Origin of the sequence: Nocardia carnea NBRC 14403 (assembly GCF_000308515.1) — a bacterium.
Taxonomy (GTDB): Bacteria; Actinomycetota; Actinomycetes; order Mycobacteriales; family Mycobacteriaceae; genus Nocardia; species Nocardia carnea.
The window spans coordinates 15,590-38,608 of record NZ_BAFV01000026.1 but is presented as its reverse complement, the minus strand read 5'-3'; the positions used below and the strand labels follow the sequence as shown (position 1 = coordinate 38,608).

At 67.0% G+C, this 23,019-nt stretch carries 25 protein-coding genes; 15 read left to right on the top strand and 10 right to left on the bottom strand.

Annotated features, from left to right (window positions below; translation table 11 throughout):
* Positions 1 to 250 precede the first annotated feature (250 nt).
* Genes hisD through hisH form a run of 4 tightly spaced genes read left to right on the top strand, consistent with a single transcriptional unit; the run spans position 251 to position 4,000 of the window.
* On the top strand, positions 251 to 1,588 hold the full coding sequence (hisD, locus tag ON22_RS09775) for a histidinol dehydrogenase (RefSeq protein ID WP_033245165.1): 1,338 nt from the start codon (positions 251 to 253) through the stop codon (positions 1,586 to 1,588).
* A complete protein-coding gene (locus tag ON22_RS09770) occupies positions 1,585 to 2,721 on the top strand; it encodes a histidinol-phosphate transaminase (RefSeq protein WP_033245164.1) in 1,137 nt (378 codons plus the stop codon). Before hisD ends, ON22_RS09770 begins: the two co-directional genes overlap by 4 nt.
* 20 nt (positions 2,722 to 2,741) lie before the next feature.
* Positions 2,742 to 3,374 (top strand): imidazoleglycerol-phosphate dehydratase HisB, encoded by a 633-nt coding sequence (gene hisB, locus ON22_RS09765; RefSeq protein ID WP_033245456.1) that lies wholly within the window; start codon positions 2,742 to 2,744, stop codon positions 3,372 to 3,374.
* Entirely contained in the window at positions 3,371 to 4,000 is a 630-nt protein-coding gene (gene hisH / locus ON22_RS09760) for an imidazole glycerol phosphate synthase subunit HisH (RefSeq protein ID WP_033245163.1), read from the top strand. Before hisB ends, hisH begins: the two co-directional genes overlap by 4 nt.
* Positions 4,001 to 4,045: 45 nt before the next feature.
* Here hisH and ON22_RS09755 read toward each other — a convergent pair whose 3' ends face one another.
* Entirely contained in the window at positions 4,046 to 4,486 is a 441-nt protein-coding gene (locus tag ON22_RS09755) for a MerR family transcriptional regulator (RefSeq protein WP_231508646.1), read from the bottom strand.
* Between the two features lie 26 nt (positions 4,487 to 4,512).
* Here ON22_RS09755 and ON22_RS09750 point away from each other — a divergent pair, with 26 nt between their 5' ends.
* Positions 4,513 to 5,307, top strand: coding sequence for an SDR family NAD(P)-dependent oxidoreductase (locus tag ON22_RS09750; protein ID WP_051157380.1), 795 nt, complete (start codon positions 4,513 to 4,515; stop codon positions 5,305 to 5,307).
* Positions 5,308 to 5,319: 12 nt separating this feature from the next.
* Here ON22_RS09750 and ON22_RS09745 read toward each other — a convergent pair whose 3' ends face one another.
* Positions 5,320 to 6,294 carry an alpha/beta hydrolase family protein gene (locus ON22_RS09745; protein WP_051157379.1) on the bottom strand — a complete coding sequence of 325 codons (975 nt, stop codon included), beginning with the start codon at positions 6,292 to 6,294 and terminating at the stop codon, positions 5,320 to 5,322.
* Positions 6,295 to 6,425: 131 nt separating this feature from the next.
* On the opposite strand from ON22_RS09745, the gene ON22_RS09740 reads away from it, so the two are divergent.
* Both ON22_RS09740 and ON22_RS09735 read left to right on the top strand, forming a co-directional pair.
* The gene (locus ON22_RS09740) at positions 6,426 to 7,604 is read left to right on the top strand and encodes a winged helix DNA-binding domain-containing protein (RefSeq protein ID WP_033245161.1); all 1,179 of its coding nucleotides are present in this window, start codon (positions 6,426 to 6,428) and stop codon (positions 7,602 to 7,604) included.
* A 31-nt stretch (positions 7,605 to 7,635) separates the two neighbouring features.
* Positions 7,636 to 8,274, top strand: a complete 639-nt coding sequence (locus tag ON22_RS09735) for a GNAT family N-acetyltransferase (RefSeq protein WP_033245160.1) — start codon at positions 7,636 to 7,638, stop codon at positions 8,272 to 8,274.
* Positions 8,275 to 8,300: 26 nt separating this feature from the next.
* Here the strand turns inward: ON22_RS09735 and ON22_RS09730 are convergent, their stop codons facing one another.
* Entirely contained in the window at positions 8,301 to 8,765 is a 465-nt protein-coding gene (locus ON22_RS09730; RefSeq protein WP_033245159.1) for a MarR family winged helix-turn-helix transcriptional regulator, read from the bottom strand.
* A 199-nt stretch (positions 8,766 to 8,964) separates the two neighbouring features.
* Here ON22_RS09730 and ON22_RS09725 point away from each other — a divergent pair, with 199 nt between their 5' ends.
* From ON22_RS09725 to ON22_RS09705, 5 genes are all read left to right on the top strand, one after another.
* Entirely contained in the window at positions 8,965 to 10,032 is a 1,068-nt protein-coding gene (locus tag ON22_RS09725) for a hypothetical protein (RefSeq protein ID WP_051157378.1), read from the top strand.
* Between the two features lie 273 nt (positions 10,033 to 10,305).
* Positions 10,306 to 11,118 carry an SAM-dependent methyltransferase gene (locus ON22_RS09720; RefSeq protein ID WP_231508645.1) on the top strand — a complete coding sequence of 271 codons (813 nt, stop codon included), beginning with the start codon at positions 10,306 to 10,308 and terminating at the stop codon, positions 11,116 to 11,118.
* Positions 11,119 to 11,220: 102 nt separating this feature from the next.
* Entirely contained in the window at positions 11,221 to 11,694 is a 474-nt protein-coding gene (locus tag ON22_RS09715; RefSeq protein ID WP_033245452.1) for an MTB12 C-terminal domain-containing protein, read from the top strand.
* 15 nt (positions 11,695 to 11,709) lie between these two features.
* Positions 11,710 to 12,447 (top strand): ABC transporter ATP-binding protein, encoded by a 738-nt coding sequence (locus ON22_RS09710; protein ID WP_033245157.1) that lies wholly within the window; start codon positions 11,710 to 11,712, stop codon positions 12,445 to 12,447.
* Positions 12,444 to 13,280, top strand: a complete 837-nt coding sequence (locus ON22_RS09705) for a hypothetical protein (RefSeq protein ID WP_051157377.1) — start codon at positions 12,444 to 12,446, stop codon at positions 13,278 to 13,280. The genes ON22_RS09710 and ON22_RS09705 overlap by 4 nt, the downstream gene beginning before the upstream one ends.
* Before the next feature lie 50 nt (positions 13,281 to 13,330).
* Here the strand turns inward: ON22_RS09705 and ON22_RS09700 are convergent, their stop codons facing one another.
* From ON22_RS09700 to ON22_RS09690, 3 genes are all read right to left on the bottom strand, one after another.
* Positions 13,331 to 14,644, bottom strand: coding sequence for a cytochrome P450 (locus ON22_RS09700; protein ID WP_033245156.1), 1,314 nt, complete (start codon positions 14,642 to 14,644; stop codon positions 13,331 to 13,333).
* A 321-nt stretch (positions 14,645 to 14,965) separates the two neighbouring features.
* Positions 14,966 to 15,883, bottom strand: a complete 918-nt coding sequence (locus ON22_RS09695) for a Sco1979 family transcriptional regulator (RefSeq protein ID WP_231508644.1) — start codon at positions 15,881 to 15,883, stop codon at positions 14,966 to 14,968.
* Positions 15,884 to 15,943: 60 nt separating this feature from the next.
* A complete protein-coding gene (locus tag ON22_RS09690) occupies positions 15,944 to 16,177 on the bottom strand; it encodes a DUF397 domain-containing protein (protein WP_033245155.1) in 234 nt (77 codons plus the stop codon).
* Between the two features lie 478 nt (positions 16,178 to 16,655).
* Here ON22_RS09690 and ON22_RS09685 point away from each other — a divergent pair, with 478 nt between their 5' ends.
* Positions 16,656 to 16,961: a hypothetical protein gene (locus ON22_RS09685; RefSeq protein WP_156052342.1), complete on the top strand. Its 306-nt coding sequence runs from the start codon at positions 16,656 to 16,658 to the stop codon at positions 16,959 to 16,961.
* A 119-nt stretch (positions 16,962 to 17,080) separates the two neighbouring features.
* Here ON22_RS09685 and ON22_RS09680 read toward each other — a convergent pair whose 3' ends face one another.
* Both ON22_RS09680 and ON22_RS09675 read right to left on the bottom strand, forming a co-directional pair.
* Positions 17,081 to 17,944 carry an arylamine N-acetyltransferase family protein gene (locus ON22_RS09680; RefSeq protein ID WP_033245153.1) on the bottom strand — a complete coding sequence of 288 codons (864 nt, stop codon included), beginning with the start codon at positions 17,942 to 17,944 and terminating at the stop codon, positions 17,081 to 17,083.
* A gap of 111 nt (positions 17,945 to 18,055) precedes the next feature.
* The gene (locus ON22_RS09675) at positions 18,056 to 18,397 is read right to left on the bottom strand and encodes a winged helix-turn-helix transcriptional regulator (RefSeq protein ID WP_033245152.1); all 342 of its coding nucleotides are present in this window, start codon (positions 18,395 to 18,397) and stop codon (positions 18,056 to 18,058) included.
* Between the two features lie 84 nt (positions 18,398 to 18,481).
* Between ON22_RS09675 and ON22_RS09670 the strand changes: the two genes are divergently transcribed.
* Positions 18,482 to 19,237, top strand: a complete 756-nt coding sequence (locus ON22_RS09670) for an SDR family oxidoreductase (protein WP_033245151.1) — start codon at positions 18,482 to 18,484, stop codon at positions 19,235 to 19,237.
* Positions 19,238 to 19,345: 108 nt separating this feature from the next.
* Positions 19,346 to 20,164, top strand: a complete 819-nt coding sequence (locus tag ON22_RS09665; protein ID WP_033245150.1) for a maleylpyruvate isomerase family mycothiol-dependent enzyme — start codon at positions 19,346 to 19,348, stop codon at positions 20,162 to 20,164.
* A 45-nt stretch (positions 20,165 to 20,209) separates the two neighbouring features.
* Here the strand turns inward: ON22_RS09665 and nadC are convergent, their stop codons facing one another.
* Both nadC and ON22_RS09655 read right to left on the bottom strand, forming a co-directional pair.
* Complete coding sequence (gene nadC / locus ON22_RS09660; protein WP_033245149.1) at positions 20,210 to 21,070, bottom strand: carboxylating nicotinate-nucleotide diphosphorylase; 861 nt, start codon at positions 21,068 to 21,070, stop codon at positions 20,210 to 20,212.
* 106 nt (positions 21,071 to 21,176) lie between these two features.
* Positions 21,177 to 22,994 carry an L-aspartate oxidase gene (locus ON22_RS09655; protein ID WP_081595454.1) on the bottom strand — a complete coding sequence of 606 codons (1,818 nt, stop codon included), beginning with the start codon at positions 22,992 to 22,994 and terminating at the stop codon, positions 21,177 to 21,179.
* Positions 22,995 to 23,019 lie beyond the last annotated feature (25 nt).

Below are 23,019 nucleotides of genomic sequence, written 5' to 3'. Positions count from 1 at the left end.
GCTGTGGCGGGTCTGGCGCGACGCCCCCGGGGATTCGCAACGGCTGACCGGCAACCTCGACGAGACCCAGACCACACTCCGGGCCACCTGGGAGCGCTCCGAGTCCGAATTGGACCCGCGCACCTGGGAGCACGAACTCGATATCGTCTTCTCGCGGATCGTCTGAGCGGGACCACGCGGATAACCACTGGTATCGGCCCGATACCCTGGTGCTGTCGTACTCAGCCGCTGCACAAGGACCGATACCACCATGACATCCCGTATCGAGCTCGCCCGCGTAGATCTGCGCGGCCGCACGCCCACCACCGCGCAGCTGCGCACCGCGCTACCGCGCGGCGGGGTCGATGTGGACTCGGTACTGCATCAGGTGCGGCCCGTGGTGGAGGCGGTCCGGGACCGCGGCGCGGCCGCGGCCCTGGAATTCGGCGCGAAGTTCGACGGGGTGACCCCGGAAACCGTGCGCGTACCGGCCGTGGAACTGGCCGCCGCCCTCGACGGGCTGGATCCGGCGGTGCGGGCGGCACTCGAGGTCGCGATCGCGCGGACCCGTGCCGTGCACGCCGATCAGCGCCGCACCGACACCACCACCGAGGTGGTGCCCGGCGGCACCGTCACCGAACGGTGGGTGCCGGTGGAACGGGTCGGGCTGTATGTGCCCGGCGGTAACGCCGTGTACCCATCCAGTGTCGTGATGAACGTCGTCCCCGCGCAGGCCGCCGGGGTGGAATCGCTGGTGGTGGCCTCGCCGCCGCAGGAACAGTTCGGCGGGCTGCCGCATCCGACCGTGCTGGCCGCCGCCCGGCTGCTGGGCGTCGAGGAGGTATGGGCCGTCGGCGGCGCGCAGGCGGTCGCCCTGCTGTCCTACGGGGGTGCCGATACCGACGGCACCGATCTGGCCCCGGTCGATCTAATCACGGGTCCCGGAAATATCTACGTCACCGCCGCCAAACGGCTGTGCCGCGGCCTGGTCGGGATCGACGCCGAGGCCGGCCCCACCGAGATCGCGATCCTGGCCGACGCCACCGCCGACCCGGTACATGTGGCCGCTGACCTCATCAGCCAGGCCGAACACGATGTCCTCGCCGCGAGCGTGCTGGTCACCGACAGCCCCGCCCTCGCCGATGCCGTCGACGCGGCGCTGACCACGCAGCTGACCGTCGTGAAACACGCCGAACGGGTGACCGCGGCGCTCACCGGCGCCCAATCCGGCACGGTGCTGGTCGACGATATCGACCAGGGGCTGCGGGTGGTGAACGCCTACGCCGCCGAGCACCTGGAGATCCAGACCGCACAGGCCACCGCGGTCGCCGCCCGGGTGCGCAGCGCGGGCGCGATCTTCGTCGGGCCCTACGCCCCGGTGAGCCTCGGCGACTACTGTGCCGGCTCCAACCACGTCCTGCCCACCGCCGGATGCGCCCGGCATTCGTCCGGGCTCAGCGTGCAGACCTTCCTGCGCGGTATCCATGTCGTGGACTACACCGAGGCGGCGTTGAAAGATGTCGCCGGACATGTGGTGGCGCTGGCCGACGCGGAGGATCTGCCCGCCCACGGGCAGGCCGTACGCGCGCGTTTCGAGGCGCTGTCATGAGCGCGCAGGTCCCCGTACCCGGCGCCGGGATCGGGCTCGACGCGCTGCCGTTACGGGAGAATCTGCGCGGTAAATCCCCGTACGGCGCACCGCAGCTCAGCGTGCCCGTCCAGCTCAACACCAACGAGAACCCGCATCCGCCGACGCCGGCGCTGGTGGCGGATGTCGCCGAAGCGGTACGCGCCGCGGCCGCCGATCTGCACCGCTACCCGGACCGCGACGCGGTGGGGTTGCGGACCGATCTCGCCGCCTACCTCACCCGCCAGACCGGTATCACGGTGGATGCGGCGAATGTGTGGGCGGCCAACGGGTCCAACGAGATCCTGCAACAGCTGCTGCAGGCCTTCGGCGGGCCGGGCCGGCGGGCACTGGGTTTCGTCCCGTCGTATTCGATGCATCCGATCATCTCCGAGGGCATCGATACCGAATGGGTGGAGGCGAAACGGTCCGCCGATTTCGCCATCGATATCGACGCGGCCCTGGCCGCCATCGCCGAACGCCGGCCCGATGTGGTGTTCGTGACCAGCCCCAACAACCCGACCGGGCACAGCATCCCGGCCCCGGAGCTGGCCCGGATCCTCGAGGCCGCCCCGGGGATCGTGATCGTGGACGAGGCCTACGGCGAATTCTCCGCACAACCCAGCGCGATCGGCCTCATCGACAGCTATCCGGCGAAACTGGTGGTCAGCCGCACCATGAGCAAGGCGTTCGCCTTCGCCGGCGGCCGGCTCGGCTACCTCGTCGCGGCCCCCGCGGTGATCGACGCCCTGCTGCTGGTGCGGTTGCCGTATCACCTGTCGGTGGTCACCCAGGCCGCGGCGCGCGCCGCCCTGCGGCATGCCGGCGAAACCTTGGCGAGCGTCGCGGAACTGGCCGCCCAGCGCGACCGGGTCGCCCGGGAACTGACCGCCCTCGGTTTCCAGGTGGTGCCCAGCGACGCGAACTTCCTGCTGTTCGGGACGTTCCACGATGCACCCCGCGCCTGGCAGCACTACCTGGACGAAGGTGTCCTCATCCGGGATGTAGGAATCCGCGGGCATCTGCGCACCACCATCGGGCTGGCCGCCGAGAACGACGAATTCCTGCGGGTCAGCGCGAAACTGGCCGCCACCGAACTGACCGCGCAGAACTGAAGCGACAACCGGAAGTGAGCATGAACCGAACCGCGCGAGTGGAGCGCACCACCAAGGAATCGAGCATCGTGGTGGAACTGAACCTCGACGGCACCGGGCAGACCGATATCTCCACCGGTGTCCCGTTCTACGACCATATGCTCACCGCGCTCGGCACCCACGCCAGTTTCGACCTCACGGTGCGTGCCGAGGGCGATATCGAGATCGAGGCACACCATACGGTCGAAGACACCGCCATCGTGTTCGGCCAGGCACTGGGCCAGGCACTCGGCGACAAGTTGGGCATCCGCCGCTTCGGCGACGCCTACATCCCGATGGACGAAACCCTGGCGCACGCCGCCGTCGACGTCTCCGGCCGCCCCTACTGTGTGCACACCGGCGAACCCGATCATCTGCTGCACGCCGTGATCCCCGGCGCACCGGTACGGGGCCGCAACGACCCCGGCGCACCGTATTCGACGGTACTCAACCGGCACGTCTTCGAATCCATCGCACTCAACGCCCGGATCGCCCTGCACGTACGGGTGCTCTACGGCCGCGATCAGCATCACGTCACCGAAGCCGAATACAAGGCGGTCGCCCGGGCCCTGCGCGCCGCGGTCGAACCGGATCCGCGGGTGCAGGGCGTGCCGTCGACGAAGGGGGCACTATGACCTCGGTTGTCCTGCTGGACTACGGCTCCGGCAATCTGCATTCCGCCGAACGCGCCCTGGTCCGGGCGGGCGCCCAGGTCGAGGTGACCGCCGACCACAAGGCGGCGCTGGCAGCGGACGGGCTGGTGGTTCCGGGCGTCGGCGCCTTCGCGGCCTGTATGGCGGGCCTGCGGGAGGTCCGCGGTGAGCGCATTATCGGTCAGCGGCTGGCCGGGGGCCGGCCGGTGCTCGGGATCTGCGTGGGTATGCAGATCCTGTTCGACCGCGGAGTCGAATTCGGTGTGGAAACCGAGGGCTGCGGGGAATGGCCCGGTACCGTCGACAAACTCGACGCCCCCGTACTGCCGCATATGGGCTGGAACACCGTCGAAGCCCCCGCGCAGAGCGTGCTGTTCGCCGGTATGGACCCCGGCACCCGATTCTATTTCGTGCACACCTACGCCGCCCGGTCATGGGAACTCCCGTCCAGCGATCACCTCGCCGCCCCCGAACTCACCTGGACCGAACACGGCAGCCGCTTCCTGGCCGCGGTGGAGAACGGCGCGCTCTCGGCCACCCAGTTCCACCCCGAGAAGTCGGGTGACGCGGGCGCCCAACTGCTGTCCAACTGGGTGAAATCCCTCTGACCCACCGGCCGTCTGCCCAGCTCGACCCCTGTTCGGGCCGGTCGGTTATCCCGGCCCGGGTGCCTCCTGCGGACCCCGGCGCGCGGCCGCGACGGAACGCGATTGCACCATTTCCAGTTCGCCGAGCGTCTCCATGAGGTTCGTGCGATGCTCGTGCAGGCGTTCGAGCCGGTCGTTCAGGACGGCCAGCCGGTCACGGTAGATCTCGAGGGCGTGCCCGGGGTCGTCGCATACGCCGGTATCGGGCAGATCGAGGCAGGCATCGAGCTGTCTGATTCCTTCCACGGTGAGTCCTCGCCGCAGCAGGTCGGCGATCTTACGTACTCGACCGACAGAGGGTTCGTCGTATTCGCGCCAGCCGTTGGCGCTGCGGCCGGACCGGAGCAGCCCGTTCTGTTCGTAGTACCGCAGGGAGCGCCGGCTCACGCCGGTCCGCCGCGACAGTTCACCGATACGCATATCGCCTTCCGGGCTTGCTCTTGACACCTGTGTCACTGTTTAGCGTCGGTGCCATGGCAATTGATTCCCCCGCACAGCATTCCTCGTCGAACAGCCGGCCGTACGGTGGCCTGTCCGGCCTTACCGCCCTCGTCACCGGTGGTGGTTCCGGTATAGGGGCCGCCGTCGCGGTGGCGCTGGCCGGCAGTGGGATGGATGTCGTGGTGACCGGCCGGCGACGGCCGGCGCTCGAGAACACCGCACGCCTGTCCCCGGCCCTGCGCATCCACGTCGGCGACGTCTCCGATCCGCACGACGCCGCCACCATGGTCCGAGCTGCCCAGGACGTGAACGGACGACTCGACGTGGTCGTCAACAATGCCGGGTTCGGTATCGCGGCTCGGTTGGGCGAGATAGATCCGGACGATGCCCTGCGCATGTGGGCCACCAACGTTCTGGGACCGACCCTGGTGACGCAGGCCGCCCTGCCATATCTACGGGTCCGTGGCGGCGCGGTGATCAACGTTTCCAGTACTTTCGGCGCCAGGTCGGCGCCCGGTATCAGCCATTACGGGGCGGGGAAAGCCGCGCTGGAACAGCTGACCCGGAGCTGGGCGGTGGAATTGGCCGATGCCGGAATCCGAGTGAACGCGGTGGCGCCGGGACCGACCGAGAGCGAAGCACTGGACCGTATGGGCCTGTCCGCCGCCGAGGCCGAACAGGTGAAAGCGCAGGAAGCCGCGCAGATTCCGCTGGGCAGGCGGGGTCACCCCGGCGAGGTGGCCGAATGGGTGGTCGCGCTGGCGCGTCCGGATTCCTGGATCACCGGGCAGGTGCTCGGTGTCGACGGTGGGTATTCGGTGGTCTGAGCGGCTCGAACGTTATGCCGCGCATTTCGCGTTGGGAGGGGCCGGGGGCGCGGCGACGACGCCGGCGGCCACATCGACCAGGAAGTCGCGGTTGCCGTCGAGGGGTTCGGTGCCCAGGAGCAATCGTTCGACCACGCAGCCCGCTTCGAACAGTGCCGGGCCGACATTGTGGCGGCCCGGTTCCACCACACCGTCCAGGGTGCGACCGCTGACAATGGAGTACATGGTGCTCGGTTTACCGGCCAGCATGAGGGCGGCCCGCATCTGCATACTGGCCGCATAGGGCACCACCTCGTCGGCGGTGCCGTGGACGAGGAAGGCGTGCCGGATATTCATCCGGCCGGCCTGCAGCGCCGGGGAGCGTTCGGCGTAGGCGAGCGGGCAGACGGCCGGAACACACCCACCGGCATCACGCTGGATCTGGGCCTGCAGCGCCGGGTAATCGGCGGCAGGACCCTGGTAGTGGGTGAACAGATCCGACGGGCCGAAGGTGTCGACCCAGTAGTCGAACAAACCGGCGGGGCCGTGGGCGGCGGCCAGGCCGGAGGTCATCGCGCCCTGGCTCCAGCCCCACAGCACGGTGCGCGTCACCCCCGGATTCGACCCTTTGTACCACTGGGTGCCGGCCACCAGATCGCGCCAACCGGCCCACAGATTCCAGTCGCCGGTCGGCCACTGCGGGCTGCCCCGCAGATCCATCGACAGGATCGGGGTCGCGGTGCGGGCGGCGATCGAGATCAGGTACTCGGAGTACTGGGCCGCGGACCCCTTGTGCCCGTGCGCCGCCACCACCAGGGCGTTACCGACCACGCACCCCTGCGGCTCGTACACCAGGCCCGTGGCCTGTTCACCGTCGACCGGTATCGCGATCGGGCGCGTATGCACCGAGCAGGCATCGATCGCGGCCGCGGGGGCGGCGGCCAGCAGGGTCGCCGTCAAGGCCGGGAGCAGCAACCCGGCCAGATAGCTCAGTGCACGTCTGCTCATAACAGGAATATTTCCACGTTCGAGGCCGTAAGAGCGGGAACTCGGCTGGGCCCGTCGGCAATTCGCGTACAGGTTGCGCCCGCGGACGCACGCCGCCGTAGGTGTCGGTGGGCCCGGCTAGCATCCGCATCATGTACGCCTTCACCACCGAGCAGCGGCGAGCGCGGCTCGGTATCCGGCATCGGCTGGCCTCCGAATATCGCAGCGGCGACGTCCCCGAGATCGCGCGTTCCCTGGTGGTGCTGCACGCGACCGACCCGGCCACCGTGCACCTCTCGGTGGCCGCACGGGGCACCGAGATCGGTCCCGCGCAGGTGGAGCGCGCACTGTACGAGGACCGCTCGCTGCTGCGCATGCTGGCAATGCGGCGCACCATGTTCGTGGCACCGGTCGAGCTGGCGCCGGTACTGCACGCCTCCTGCGGCACCGAACTGGCCACCAGGCAGCGCCGCACCTATGCGAAGTACCTGGCGGACGCCGGTATCGGCGACGGGGATCCGGAGGCCTGGCTGGCCGCCGTCGCCGACGAGACCCATCGCGCGCTCCTGGCCCGGGGCAGCGCCACCGGGGCCCAGCTGAGCAAGGATGTCCCCGCGCTGCGCACCCAGATCAATACGAACCCGGAGAAGTCGTACTCCAAGCCCACCTCCATCACCACCTGGGTGTTGCTGCTGCTCGGCACCGAGGGCCGCATCGTCCGCGCCCGGCCGGGTGGCAGCTGGTCCAGCAGCCAGTACACGTGGGCGCCGGCCGAATCCTGGCTGCCGGCGCCGATCGGCGAGCTGGACGCAGGCGTTGCCCGCACCGAACTGGTCCGCCGCTGGCTGCACACGTTCGGCCCGGCCCCGATCGGCGATATCAAATGGTGGACCGGGTGGACGCTGGGTCAGGTCCGCACGACACTGGCCCGGCTAGACACGGTGGAGGTCGATCTCGACGGCATCACCGGGCTGCTGCTCGCCGACGATCTCGACCCGGTCCCGCCGCCGCGCCCCTGGGCGGCCCTGCTGCCCGCACTGGACCCGACACCGATGGGCTGGCAGTCCCGCGACTGGTACCTGGGCGGACACAAAGAACAACTGTTCGATCGCAACGGCAATATCGGGCCGAGCCTCTGGTGGAACGGCCGGATCGTCGGCGGCTGGGCGCAACGTAAGGACGGCGAGATCGTGACCAGGCTGCTGGAGGATATCGGGGCCGATGCCCGCGCCCTCATCACCGCCGAGGCCGAGCGCGCGGCCGGCTGGTACGGCGAGCTCCGGCCGGTCCCCCGCTTCCGCACTCCTCTGGAACGGGAACTCACCGCCTGAAACGTCTGCGCACCGAGATAGGTTGTTCACCATGCGAATCCGAACGTTCGAGGAACGGGACAGAGCGGCACTGCGGCAGCTGTCACTACGGGCGGGTCAGGGTTCACCGACCGAATCCCTCTGGGGTCATCCGGAATCCGAGGCGCAGATCTACCTCGATCCCTATATGGATCACGAACCCGACTCGTTGTTCCTGGCCGAATCCGACGGCGAACTACTCGGTTACCTCACCGGCTGCGTGGACACAGATTCTTTCCCGAGCGAGGACCGGCGAATCGCGGACGCCATCCGGGCACACCGCCTGATCCTGCACCGCCGGCCGGTTGCGTTCTTCGCCCGCAGCGCATTCGATGCCGCGAGCGCGGCAATACGCCGCACACCGACCGCCGGCGAAATTCACGATCCGCGCTGGCCCGCGCATCTGCACATCAATGTGGTCCCCGAGGCGCGCGGCACCGGCGCGGCGGACGGCCTGATGGAGCAGTGGTTCGAACGGCTCGGCTCGGTGGGTTCACCCGGCTGCTTTCTGCAGACACTGGTCGAAAACACCCGGGCCGTGCGGTTCTTCGAACGGATGGGTTTTGCCCCGCACGGATCGACACCGCCGGTGCCGGGGATGCGCTACCAGGGCAAACGCGTCCACCAGCAGACCATGGTCCGCAGCTGCTGACCGGCCTCCGGCGCCGATCGGCCGGCCTATTTCCCCACCGGCCGGGTCGCGTGATCGTCGAGTATCCGGCCGAGCAGGGCGACCAGGGTACGGCGTTCCGTCGCGGACAGGGCGGCGAGCAGATCCTGCTGCGCGAGGTCCAGCTTGCGGTCGAGTTCACGAAGATGTTCGCGGCCGGGATCGGCCAGGTTCACGATATTGCGGCGCCGATCGTCCGGGTCGGCGGCGCGGTCCACAAACCCCCTGGCCACCAGATCGTTCAGGACCGCAACGATATCGCTGCGATCGATTCCGGTGCGGCGCCCGAGTTCGGCCTGGCTGGCGGCACCGCCTTCGCTCAGTGTGGTCAGCACCGCGTAGTGGTACCGGCGCGAACCCGTACCGGCCATCGCCTGTTCGGTCGCCCGGCCGGCGAGTAGCGCGGTCTGGTTGATCAGTCGCGTCGGCAGACTACGCAGCCTGCCCGCGGCCCCCTGGTACGCGGCGTCCATACCGGCAATCTAGCAACCATTCGTTGGCAGTTCCCACAAACTTCCGCTCGCGCGTAGCTGCATCGCGGATATTCACGCCAGGCTTATGCGTGTTCCAGGTTCAGATCCGGAGTATTCACCTTTGTCGGGATCTGACCGTCCTCTCGGGACAGCCGTGTGCGACACTGACGACGTGCAGCCGAAGCGTAGGGTTCACTTCGTGGGCAGCTTGCCCGCACAGTTGGACAGTCCGGCGAAGGCGATGGCGTTCGCCGTCGACACTGCCGGTGAGTTCCTGGATGGCCTGGTTCCCGGCGGCGAAGCGGATCCCTATCGCGCCCAGTGGTACATCAGGCCCATCATCGATCGGCTCGACAGCATCCCCGTACTGGAGCCGGTGCGTCGCGGTGATTGGTCGACGCTGCGTTCCCGCAACACCTTTCGTCTCCGGCCGGGCCGATCGCTGGGCGAAGCAGATATCGACGCCGCACTCGGCTATGCGGAGGAAGCCGACCGTGCCATCGAGGCGTTGACCGATATGCGCCGAACAGATCCCGGCCTACGTTTACAGGTAGGCATACCGACGCCGTTCGTCATCGGTTTCATCGCTTTCGAGGCACGGATGCTCGTGTGGCGTCGACGCTCGGCGCACCGCGGTGACCGACGCCTCCCCTACTACCGCCCGATCGTCGACGCCACCGCCAGGGAAATCCTCCGGATCCACGAGACGTTGGGGGACAAGGTCGTATTCCAACTCGAACTTGCCGCGGAGACGCTCCTCTGCGCGCGGATGCCCGCGGTACTGCGGCAGGCTGTGGCCACCGCGACAGGTCGAACGATCGCACGCCTCGTGGCACGGGCACCCCACGGTGCCCGTTTCGGGGTACACCTCTGCTACGGGAGCCTCGACGACAAGCCGGTCGTGGCGCCGAGGTCCACGGAGGCGGTCGTCGTGCTGGCCAACGCGATTGCGCGATACTGGCCTGCGGGGAGGCATCTCGAGTTCGTCCATCTGCCGATCGGCAACGGCACGCTGGCACCGGTGCGACCGCGGTACTACGAGCCCTTGGCCCGCCTCGAATTGCCTGCCACTACCCGAGTTGCCGCCGGGCTCGCGCATCCGGCGCAGCCGCTCGACCAAGCACGGCAGAGCCTGGCGGCGGCGGAATCGGCCTACGGCGGCCTGTTGGACATCGCGGCCCCGTGTGGTCTGGGCCGGTACAGCACCGTCGACCGAGCACGGTCCGCGGTAGCGCACGCGGTCGCCCTGGCCGAAACCGATCTGTGAAACGGCCGGTGGTCACGGCAACGTCGCCGGCCTTCGTCGCCGACCCGAGCCATCCGGCGACGACAAGTGGAAGGATTTGCCGCGCACCTGACCCCCGGGGTACCTGGATCGCATTTCACCGGAACATATTTCGTCGATAGGCGGTGCCGGGGAGCACGGTTCGGCCGGACCGAGCGCTGACTCGTTCGCGTAACGCGTACTCCGCTCCGTATTAGGCCGAGAGATCTCCGGAGGAACGCACACCCGAGGTGGCCGTCGGCTACGATTGCACCCGTGGTCGAAGGAACCGAAGGCCCTGCACCGGAAAGCAGCCGGATGCCGCGCCCATTCGACACCGAACAGCTGGCTTCCGCCCGGGTGTACGACTACCTGTTGGGCGGAAAGGACAATTACGATGTCGACCAGGACATGGCTCGTCAAATGTTGTCCAGCACACCCGAACTCAAGACGCTGGCCTGGTTCACCCGGAGTTTCATGCGCAGGGCGGTCGAGATAGCCGCTGATGCCGGTATCCGTCAGTTCATCGATCTCGGCTCGGGTACCCCGAATTCGCCCAATGTGCACGAAGTGGCTCGGGAGATCGAACCGTCGGCGCGGGTGGTGTATGTCGACTACGACCAGGTCGTGGTCTCCCATTGCGATGCCCTGCTGGCCCGATCGCCCGGTGTCACAGCACTGTTGGGAGACGTTCGTCGTCCCCACGACCTTCTCGATCAGCTGATCGAGCACGACCTGATCGATCTCGACGAGCCCGTGGCCATCACACTCGTCAGTGTGCTGCACTACGTGATGGACGACGAACACCCCGCCGAGATCCTCGCCGCGCTCCGTGATCGGATGGCGCCGGGCAGTTACCTGGCGATCACTCATGGCTCCAGTGATTCCTCCCCGGAGATACTCCGGGTACTCGCCGGCACCAACGGCACATCGGCGCAGGTGGCCTTTCGGTCCACAGCGCAGACGGAGGCATTCCTCGCCGGTTTCGAGCTGCTCGATCCCGGTGTGGTGCCGGTACAGCAGTGGCTGCGCCCCGACTTGCCGGACACTCGAATGGTCATGCTCGGTGCCGTCGGCCGCAAACCGTGAGGAGCCGAGATGACCAGAAGTAGTCCCGGACACGCCGATTTCTCGGCCACCTGCATATTCGAGTCTGCAACAGGTGCTGTCCCGGTCCATCAGAGGATGAAAATGAAGACCCTCAAAATTATCGCCGGTGTCCTTTCGACAATCGCAGCGTTCACCACCGGCGCGTCGGTTGTCAATGCTCCTGCCGCTTCCGCGGCACCGGGTGAGTTCCTCATCACCCGGGAGGTTCCTACCCTGGAAGATCTGGACGCCCAGGTCGCGTTCCTGATCGAGAAACCCGCCTCCGACGAGGCGAAGGCGGCCAATATGGAAGGCGGTATGCGGGCCGTCGTGGTGGCGCGCACCCTCTACAACATCGGCCTGTACCGAGCTCCGCGCGGGTCGAACGAGATCACCGGTCCCGAAACCCACGACGGCAACGTGCACACCGCGATGCTGCGCAGCAAGACTGCGGGCCAACCGGATCTGGTCGCACGCGTGGTCTGGAAGCGTATCGACGGTGTCTGGAAGCTGTCCAACAGCTCCGTGTGTGAGGGTGTCAAGGCCGTGGGGCTGGCGATGGCCTGCGATTTCTGACCGGCTGCGAGCACTGTGATCGACATCCGTGACCTCACTCTGGGCTATCCAGGCGTCACCGTCCTCGAAATCTCCGAATTGACGGTGGCCGACGGGGCACTCACCTACCTGCTCGGCCTCAACGGCACCGGTAAAACCACACTGCTGCGGAGTATCTGCGGCGTCATCGCGCCCGCCCTCGGCACCATCCAGGTCGACGGCACCCTCGTCCGCGCCCATCACACCACACCGGCGACGCTCGGAATGCATATCGACTACCGGGCCTTCGACCCACGTCACACCGCACGGCGGCACCTACGCTGGATCACTCGCGCCCGTGGGCTCCCCGCCGGGCGGGTGGGCGACGTTCTCGAGATCGTCGACCTCGCCCGGGTCGCCGATCGCCGATTGGGGCACTATTCGCTCGGTATGCTCCAACGTGTCGGTATCGCCGCCGCGTTACTTTCCGAACCTCGAACTCTGTTGCTCGACGAACCTCTCAACGGCCTCGACATCGCGGGCATCCGCTGGATACGCGAACTGCTGCGCGACCTCGCCGATGCCGGGACCTGTGTCCTGGTTGCCACGCATCTGCTCGATGAGGTCGAACGCAACGCCGACCACATCGTCATCCTCGGAAACCGGCGCATTCTGGCCGACCAGCCGTTCGCCCACCTCATGGACACCTCAGGCCCCGGCGAAACCAGCCTCGAGGACGCCTATCTGCGAATCGCCGGCCTGCCTACCGATATCGCGTCCGGCACGGCCTCATGAACAGTCCCGGTGCGGCCACACTGATCCGCCGCGGCATCGCCGCCGAATGGACCCGTACCACCGGGCGCAGTTTTCTGTGGATCGTCGCGGTTCCCCTCACGTTCTTGCTGCCGCTGATCGTCACCTTCGGAATCGCCGCTGTCGCAGAACGGCTCGCAGAACTCCCTGGACAGAGTTACCTGGCCACAGTCTCCACGACCAACTCGGTGTACTGGGTGATCACCTTGTCAGTATCGGTCATGATGGTCACCACCGCCTACGCCCACGCCGCGCAATGGCGCGGTCGGACAAGTGATCTCAATACATTCCTGTTTCCCCGGCTGTGGACGGTTGCGCTGGCCCGATGGTTCTACTACGGCGCCATCACCGCGGTGTCGACAGTTGTTCTGCTCGTCGTCGTCATGGTCACCCTGCCGACCCAGTTCCCCCAGATCTATGGTGCTGTGGACATCACGGATTCGGCCGGCATCCGGTTCCTCTGGACCGTCCCGAGCTACGGGTTCGCCGCTTGCGGTGTGGGTGTTGCGGTCGGGTCATTGATTCGCACTCCGTCCGCCGCCGTGGCCGTCCTCCTGTTCTGGGTCTATGTGGCCGAGAATTCCATCAATCTGCTGCCCCACGGGTACACCTTGCAGGCCTATGCCCCATTCCTCAACGCCGTCGCCGCAACCGGCCAGGAAGTCGCGTTCCTCCCCCGCTTCGGCCGCAACGGATCTCTGCTCTACTTCGTCCTCTTCGCAGTCGTCCTTTTCGTCGCCGCGGCTGTCCTGCCTGCCCTGGTTCGCAAGATTTCGGCATATCGCAGAGCAGCGGTCACCAGATCAGGTGCCTGATTCACGGCGCCGACTGCGGGGTCGTCACGGTAATCGAATCGGCCACACCGTTACCGGGAGACCGGACGAACCTCGAGCGGAAGCTTGCCGATCCCGGGGATCGGCCCCATGGCTCGCGGGATCTTCTCGGTGACGACCGGCCGAAACTCCCACTTCGACAACAAACTGTGGAGCGTCGTCTGCAATTCCAGCCAAGCGAAATTGTTGCCGATGCACATCTGATTGCCCATGCTGAACGGGACGAAGCTCCGGCATTTCGTCCCGGAGCTCGAGGCCGGCCACCGGTCGGGGTCGAAAGTGTCCGGCTCGGCGAAGATATCCGGGTTTCGATGAATGGCTGCAATGCTGTAGCCGATATCTATCCCGGCCGGAAATGTAAAACCGTCGAGATCGACCGTGGTGACGGTGCGTCTGGTTTGCAGTAGTGGTGAATGGATCCGCGTGACCTCGTTCAGGAACCGGTTCAGATAGTCGAGCCCGCCGAGGCTTCCGGGGTCGAGTTCCCCCGCATCGGCGATCTCCTCCCGCAGTTTCGAAACCAACTCCGGACGCTGCGACAACTCGTACAGAGCCCAGGTCAGCGTGGTGGTCGCGGGGTCGATTCCACCGAAGAGTACGGTCACGGCCTGGTCCGCCAGGAACTTGTCACTGTGGTGTTCGTCAGCTGAGGAATCCAGCAGGATGTCGATCAGGTCGTTACGGCGATCACCGCTGACCCGGCGCGCGACGAGCAGATCCTGACAGTATTCCCGCAGTTGCGTGCCGGCAGACAGGAATTTGCGGTTCACCGGTAACGGCAGGTTCGCCAGCTTCTTGGGCAGCACACTGCCCACCATGGCGCCCGCGCCTATATCCTCGACCAGACCCGAGATGAACTGCAGCTCTCCGGTATCGGGTTTATGCGAGAACATGGACTCGAGCAGGTTGGCGATCACCACTTCCAACATTGCCGACCGCACCTCGACCTGCTGGCCCGGCCGCCACGAACTCGACAACGCGTCCGCGTTCCGCTTCATGGTGTGCGCGTGGCTTGCCAACTCTGTCCGGTGGAACGCTGGTTGAATCAGACGACGAAGATCCCGGTGCTGCTCACCGTCCGCTACGATCAGCGATTCCCCGAATATGAGACGGATACGTTCGAACAGGAGCCCGCGCTCGTAGGCATCCGAGTTCTCGACCAACACCCTGTGGAGCAGTTCGAAATCGGTGACGATATAGATGACGCGACTGCCGATATCGACACGCGCGATCTTTCCGACGCCGGCCAGCTCCGCCATGAAGCGGACCGGATCACGCCATAGTCCCCAGCCGTGTCCGACGACAGGCAAACGGCCGGGTGCGCGCGGGACGTCGCGGATATCCACAGTATCTTGCCCCTCATGATCGGCAGGTCCGACGCCACGGACTTCGGCGGATCGGTCGGATCGCTGAGGCCTGTGATCGATCCACACGTTACCTCAGCCCGGATACGTGCGCCGGGGAGTTGACAGGCGAATATGGCTGTCCCGCAGAGCATAACGTCACGCTTCGGAGGAAGAGAAGCTCCGGCGAGGGACCGGTGTTCGATCGTGCCCCCAGTAAAGGGACACGCCGGCGAGCGCGGCTCCGGTTCCGTATTCCGCGCAATGGGTTATCTGTCCTCGATCGAGTCACCCGGCCGAGAGTGATTCTCCAGCTCCTCGATGTCAGCCGACTGCGTCGAGGAGCTCCTGGAGAAGAATGGGAGTTCTCCCTACGGGGTGGGCGTAACCTGCGCACAGGGTGTCCATCAGTTTCCGATAGTGCTGCAGGTCGGCGGATTTGTCGAGATAGAGTGCGCTGGTGAGCTGTTCGAGATAGACAATGTCCGGCAGTTCCTCTTCGGGAAAACGCAGCATGCTGAAGGAGCCACCTTCAGCGGGCGTGGGGCCTGCGGATTCCGGAAGCACCTGGATGGTGATATTGGGCTGCTCGGTCAGCTCCAGCAGGTGCAGCAGCTGATTGCGGGCCACCCACGGATCCGGGGGCAGCCTGCGCAGCACGTGCTCATCGACAACCGCCCATACACTGGGAGGGGTCGGTGTGCGAGTCAATATACGCTGGCGCCGCATCCGCATATCGACCAGACGCTGGGCGTCCTCCCGGGAATCGAGTCCGAAGATATAGCGGGCGTAGTCGGCGGTCTGGAAAAGGCCCGGGATGTAGTGGGTCTCGTAGATGCGGATGCCGAGGGCAGCCTGTTCCAGACCGACATAGGTCTCGAACCAGGAGGGCAGCAGATCATTGTAGCGATGCCACCAGCCCGGCTGGTTGGCTTGACGAGCCAGAGCGAGGAATCGGTCACGCTCGTCGGCGTCGTGCACGCCGTACAGCGTGAGCAGGTCGCCCATATCGCGTACTTTGAATCCGGTTCGCCCCAACTCGAGCCGGGCGATCTTGGAATCGGATGCGCGCAGTGCCTCGCCCGCCGTCTCGCGGCTGATCCCGCGTTCCTCGCGCATTTTCCGTAGCTGGACGCCGAGCGCGATCCGCAGGACGGTAGGACCGCGGTCGATGGAGGTTCGAGCCGTTACATCGCCGTCGCGGTCGAACCTCGCTGCCATGGAGTCGGCTCCGGCTGTCATCGAGTCGACTCCCATTTGGTAAGCATCTGTAGCCCCTCGCGGTTGTACCCCCGCAACACCTTACAGCATGAGGCTATCGAGGCGGCCGCCCTTGATATCGTGCAGCAAGGCAGCGAACTCCGCGCGTGTGCAGATCAGCACGGCACCCTGGGGATCTCGGGAGTTGCGCATCCCGATGCGGTCGCCGGGAAACGAGCCCAGCTCAACACAATTGCCGTTCGGTCCGCTGAAAGAGCTTTTTCGCCAGGCGATTTCATCCTGGCTTGATGGGGACTCGGGGATGGGATCGGACATGACACTCTCACTGTTCCTGTCGATGAACGAGACTTTCGGCCCTACCGTACACACAGATGCACTTGCAGTTGCATATCTATTCGAAGATGAAGATGCATCTCCCGTTGCATCTTCACCCGGAGTTTGGAACACTGCCATCAACCGGAAATGCCTTGTGCGGGCGTGCAATGCGGGTAGCTGAGTGCCGTTCTGTGACAGGAGGACTGGATGCCGCTCCGCGTTGGACGGCCGGCCACCACCTTGCCTGTCCCGTATCTCCCGGTACCGGCCCGCGGCCGCGACATAGCGGGCGTTTTGGCTGTGAAGCTGCGGTCCACGTCCCCAGGTCGGCGAGCGCCGTTGGTGGAATGGCTATTCCGTTCGCCGCGCAGTTCGTTTCACGGGGGACGGCCGACAGTGGCCCGATCTCTCGCGTCCGGGCGGCGAACGCATGGGTGCACAGTCCTCCGCCGGGAACCACGAGCCGCAAGGAAGCCGAATGAAGCGAGAAGGACTGCGTACGACGACGACCATCGACGGGAAGAAGACCGCGGACTGGTCTCTGACACGCAAACGGCCGTGGATTCGGCGCGTATTACTGCTCGACGACTCGAGTCCCGCGATCCAGTGGCCCGGCAAGCCGCTGCCACTGGCGCAACCTGGAATGATCGTCTTCGCTGCAGACGCGGACCCGCTGGATCTTGCCGATGCCCGTGAGGTGTTGCCGCAACATCAGGACCTGTGGGATGCAGTGCAACAGGAATTCTGGACGGCTCTACTCGACGTCAACCAGCCCCAAGGGTAGAGCTGCCGAGTCGGTGACCTACAGGCGCGCCCGCGCGACCGGTGTCGCCGATGGTGAGTGCACCGCAGCGAACAGACCGAGCCGGCGCGTCGGCGTGTCAGTAGCTCGAAGGCGCTCGGTCAGCCCAAGGCCCACGGGGCGCGAAGCAGTGCCGCGGCGTCCTCGTCGGGGAGTTCGATATCGAAGACTTTCGCCAGCCGTTCCGGCAGTTCCACGAGTTCCAATTCCCGCGACCGGCTGGAACCGTCGGGATATTCGGTGGTCAGGATGCGGCCGTCGAGGATGTGGTGGGCGTCGGGATGGAAACGCTGCACGAACGGCCGCCGAGTGAACGGCGACCGCGGCGAGGTGGCAACGAAGTGATTGCCGACATCGTAATCCACCCGGTACTGCGGGGCGAGGGTGAAGGTGTAGCGGTCCACCCATCCGTCCTTCGCGAATTGGTGCAGCACCCACTGTTCGGTCTCCAGCTCGCCGAGTTCCCGGGCGAGCCGGAACCGCCATTCCCCGAGCGTGAACTCCGCCGGACTGTCGACGAGTGCATAGGGTTCGGCCGGACCCGCTCCGAACCCCACGTCGACGATCCATATCCGGTCGTCGTCGGTCGTGGTGACCCGCAGCAGCGCATGGGTGGCAGGTCGCACCCCCTCCGCCCCCATCGTGACCCGCCCGGACAACCCGGTCACCCCGAACCCCAGCCGTTCCAGCACTGCCGCGAACACGGCGACGTTCTCGTAGCAGTAGCCACCCCGCCGCTGCCGTAACAGTTTGTCCTGCAAGGTTTCCAGGTCCAGCGGCACCGGCCTGCCCAGTACCGCCTCCAGGTTCTCGAACGGAATGGACGTCGTATGGGCACCGACCAGCGCCCGCAATACTGTCAGCGTCGGGGTACGCGGTCCGGAGTATCCGATCCTGGCCAGGTACAGCTCCAGATCCAACTGCTCGCCGTTCCAGTGGTATGCCGCATCGGCAGGCTTCGGCATGGCACTCCTCGTTGTCGTCCGGTATCGATACGAGCAACCTTCCGCACACGGCATATGTTCCGTGCCATCCCCCGGACCACGAGCACGACCTGCCGATCGAGCTCGCCCGCGTTATTTCCGGTTGCCGCGCGTCCACACGCCGCCCGACTCACCACCAGCCCAGGACTCGGACCAATCCCAGAGGGACTGCAACGCCTCACTGAGGCCGATCCCTGCTGCCGTCAGCTCGTAGGAGCCTTTGGATCCATGCTTCTCGATCAACCCCGCCGCCTGTAACTGCTGTAGCCGATTCGACAGCATGCTCGAGGAGCAATTGCCCATCCGGCGGCGCAGTTCCAGAAATCCGAGCGGCCCGGGTTCCAGCTCCCAGAGGACGCGCAGTATCCATCGCTGCCCCAGTAGCTCGATGGCGGCGAGGATCGGGCCGTGCGCCGGATCGACATCGCCACTCACTGCAAGATCCCAGCAGTTGCACTTCTCATTTCGAAGCACCATAGTTGGTTCTGAATTAGAAGCGCCGGAGTGGGAGGAGTCTCGATGGGCCGCTCGGATACGAGCCGGCGGGTGATGCTGATCACCGGCGCGTCCCGCGGAGTCGGCGCCGCCACGGCACAACGCCTCGCCGCCACGGACACCCATGTGGTGGTCAACTACCGGGAAAAGTTGAAACGAGCGCTGGCCGTGGTCGACGGGATCGTCGCGGCCGGTGGCAACGCCTCCGCGATCGGCGCCGATCTATCCGATACTGCGGCGGTAACTGCCATGCTCGACAAGATCCGCCGCGAGTTCGGCCGGTTGGACGTACTCGTCCTCAACGCGTCCGGCGGGCTGGAACGCGATGTCGATCCCGGCTACGCCCTGCGGCTCAATCGCGACGCGCAGGTCCGGCTGGCCACGCTCGCCCTGCCGCTGATGCCCACCGGCGGGCGAATAGTCTTCGTCACCAGCCATCAAGCGCATTTCCACGATCGGGGCGGCCCGCTGCCGCAGGGCTATGAACCGGTGGCGGCGAGCAAGCGCGCCGGTGAGCACGCACTACGAGCGCTCATCCCGGATTTCACCGCCCGCGGGATCGGATTCGTCGTCGTCTCCGGTGACATGATCGACGGGACGATCGTCGTCCGGCTATTGGCGCGCCGGGACCCCGAAGCCGTGGCCGGCCGCCGCACCGGCGGGCCACTGCCCACCCTCGACGAATTCGCCGAAGCAGTAGCCGGATCGGTGGACATCGCGGTGCCCTGCGGGCACACCACCTATGTCGGTGGGCACGACTACCTCACCTCCGGAGTCTGATCGGCCGTTCCCTGCCGAGTGTTCGGCGTAAGGCCGGCCGAGGACAGTCGAAGACTGTTTCGGGAAATGGGTGGCGCGGGGAGCGCGGTCGCAGTTTGACTGGGAGGCATGCTGGTATTCGATGCTCGGCCGTTGTTTGCCCGGGAACGCCGCGCACTGCTGGATCTGCTCGGATCGCTGGACGTGGCGGAGTGGTCCGCACTCACCGTATGCCCGGGGTGGGCGGTGCGGGATGTGGTCGCGCATCTTCTCGACGACTATCTGCGCCGGCTTTCGGGCAGCCGGGACGGGTACGGCGGCGTTCCCTTCGCCCCGGGTGAATCACTGCCCGCCTATCTGGCGCGAATAAACGGTGAATTCGTGACGGCAATGCGCCAGTGCAGTCCGTCCACCATGGTGGATCTGCTGGCCCATCTGGGCCCTCAGCTGGACGACTTGTGGGAACGCACCGATCCCACCGGGCCCGCATATCTGGATGTGTCCTGGGCCGGGTCAGGCACGAGCCCGGCCTGGCTCGATTGTGCCCGCGAGTACACCGAATTCTGGGTGCACCAGCAGCAGATCCGGGACGCGGTGGGGCGGCCGGGGGCCGACGAGCCGGAGCTGCTCCGGCCGGTGGTGGTGACATTTCTGCACGCACTGCCGGTGGCGTTGAGCGGGTCCGTCCGGCCGGCGGGTACGGAGATGAGCTTCGAGGTCACCGGGTCGGCCGGTGGGCGCTGGGTGGCCGTCAGCGATGGCACAGGATGGGGTCTTCTGGACCGAGTCGGCCCGGATCCCGCGGCCGCGGTGCGGATGGACGCCGATACGGTGTGGCGTCTGGGCAGCCGCGGAATCACCGTCGGGGAAGCTCGCCGGCGTGCGAAGGCGACCGGCGACCCGGAACTCACCGCGGCCGCGACCACGCTGCTCGCGGTAGTTGCCTGAGCCGCGCGGTGCACAGGCCGGCGGCCCGTTCGCAGGGATATCGCGCTACATATCGAGGCCCAGGTCGAGGACCCGGACGGAGTGGGTCAGAGCACCCACGGCGAGATAGTCGACGCCGGTGCGGGCGTAGTCGGCGGCCATGTCCAGGGTGAGTCCGCCCGAGGATTCGAGTTTCGTCTCGGGGGCGGCGGCGTTGCGGCGCTGGACGGCGGCCTGGGTCTGCCAGAGGGGGAAATTGTCCAGCAGGACCAGCTGGACGTTCTCGGCCAGGACCGCGTCGAGCTGGTCGAGATTGTCGACCTCCACTTCGCAGTCGATATCGGGGGCGGCGGAGCGGACGGCGCGCAGAGCGTTCACCACCGAACCCGCGGCGGCGACGTGGTTGTCCTTGATCAACGCCGCGTCGCCCAGGCCCATGCGGTGATTGACGCCGCCGCCGGCGCGGACCGCGTATTTCTGCAGGGCGCGCAGGCCGGGCAGGGTTTTGCGGCTGTCGCGGATCCGGCAGTTCGTGCCGGCCACGGCGTCCACCCAGGCGGCGGTTGCCGTGGCGATACCGGACAGGTGACACAGCAGGTTGAGCATGGTGCGTTCGGCGGTGAGCAGGCCGCGGGCCGGGGCGACGACACCGAGTACGGAATCACCGGCCGCGATACGGGAGCCGTCGGGGAGACGTTCGGTGATCTCGTAACCGTCGGCGCCGATCACTTCATCCAGGACGAGCAGGCCGATATCGATACCGGCCACGGTGCCCGGCTGGCGCGCGACGACGGCGGCCTTCACAACGGTGTCCGCGGGAACGGTGGCGACGGTGGTGATATCGGGGCCGTAGCGCAGATCCTCGTCGAGCGCGGTGCGGATGAGGCCGCGGATCGCGTCGGGGTCCAGCCCGGGGTCCAAAGTCATTCTGTACTCCTCTTTTCCGTCTTCGCGTCCGGCACGCAATCCCGGCTGTCGCGCGGGCCCGGACCCCGCCCGCAACAGGTGCAGTCCCGGGTTCCGTCCGAGCCGATCACGATGGCGCGTCCGGTGGGCCTGCCCCGGCGGCGGCACATGCGGGAATCCCGTCGTCGACCGTTGCGGCGGTCGGGCCTTGGATATTCGTGGCACCGGTCGCCGTACCCACCTCCCCGGTACCGCGATACCGCAGCACAGGACTATCCGGCATTCGGTGGCGAATACCCTCGGCGAGATACGGGGCGCCTGAACCGTCCAGGTATATCACCGTGGCCTCAGCCGAATCCTCCCTCGGCAGAGGATGTTCGGCGCGGGTATGACAGCCGCGGCTTTCGGTACGCGCGGCGGCCGCCAGCAGTACGGCGCGAGCCGTGACCGCCAGTGCGGAGCTTTCGAAACGCGCGATCAACTCTGCCGGGGAAGCAGGCGGGCGACCGGATATCGAGGCCGGCCGGGTTTCCGGGGACGTCGGCGTGATTGCCGGTGATTCCACCTCGGCACCATCGGCGCGCAACCACGCGTCCGGGCCGATTGCGGCCTCGAGGATGGCCGTGGCCTGTGCGAGACCTGGCCCGCCGCGCACCACCGACGCGTGTTCGGTCATCGTCCGCTGGACAAGTGCCCGCGGGAGCGCGGGACGATCCACGAAAGACCGGCCGGACACCAGCGCCGGTTCGCCCAGCCGTTCGAGCGCCGCCAGACCCGCACGTTCGCCCATCACCAAACCTTCGAGCAGACTGTTGGAGGCGAGCCGGTTGGCGCCGTGCAACCCGGTGCGCGCGACCTCTCCGGCCGCGTACAACCCGGGTACACCGGTGCGGCCGTGCAGGTCGGTAACCACTCCCCCGCACTGGTAGTGCGCGGCGGGCGCCACCGGTATGAGGTCGCGGCGCGGGTCTATCCCGGCGACCCGGCAGGAGGTGGTGATGGTGGGGAACCGGGCGGTGAAATCGGGGACGGCGCGGGCGTCGAGGTAGACATGGTCCTCGCCCAGCTCCCGCAGCCGCGCGGCGATCGCCCGCGACACCACGTCCCGGGGCGCCAGATCACCGCGCGGATGGACCCCGGCGGTCACCGGATCACCGTGGGAATCGACCAGCACGGCACCCTCACCGCGCACCGCCTCGCTGATCAGCGGCTGCCGGCCGATGCCGCCGGGTGAGTACAGCACGGTGGGATGGAACTGCACGAATTCGAGATCCGCCACCGCCGCCCCCGCCCACAACGCCAGCGCGACCCCGTCCGCGGTCGCTCCGGCGGGGTTGGTGCTCAGCGCGTACAGCTGGCCGAGACCGCCGGTGGCCAGGAGTACCGCCGGGGCGTGCACGACACCGGTGCCCCGGCCGGAGACCGCGACGACTCCCTGAACACCGGAGTCGTCGGTGACTACGTCGAGTACGGCTGTCCCGAACAGCACCGGTAGGCCGGCCGCCGACAGTGCCCGCTGCACTTCCGCGCCCGTCGCGTCGCCGCCGGCGTGGATTATGCGGCGTGTGCTGTGCCCACCTTCGCGGGTCCGCGAGATCTGACCGTCGCGGCCGAGGTCGAACACGGCGCCGAGATCGGTCAGTGCGGCGACCGCCTCGGGCCCTGCTTCGACGATGGATCGCACCGCGGCGGGGTCGCACAGTCCGCCGCCGGCGGCGAGGGTGTCGGCGACATGGGAGTCCACCGAATCGCCCTGCGGCCCCACCACCGCGATACCACCCTGCGCGTATTGGGTCGCGGTATCACTGGGGCCGCCCTTGCTCAGAATCAGCACGCGCAGGCCCCGGCGCGAGGCGGCACGTGCGGCGGTGAGCCCGGCGACACCGCCGCCGATCACGACCAGGTCCGCGCGCTCTTCCCACGCCGGATTCCATTCACCAGTCATCGTGTCCTCCACTGCCCGGAGCAGT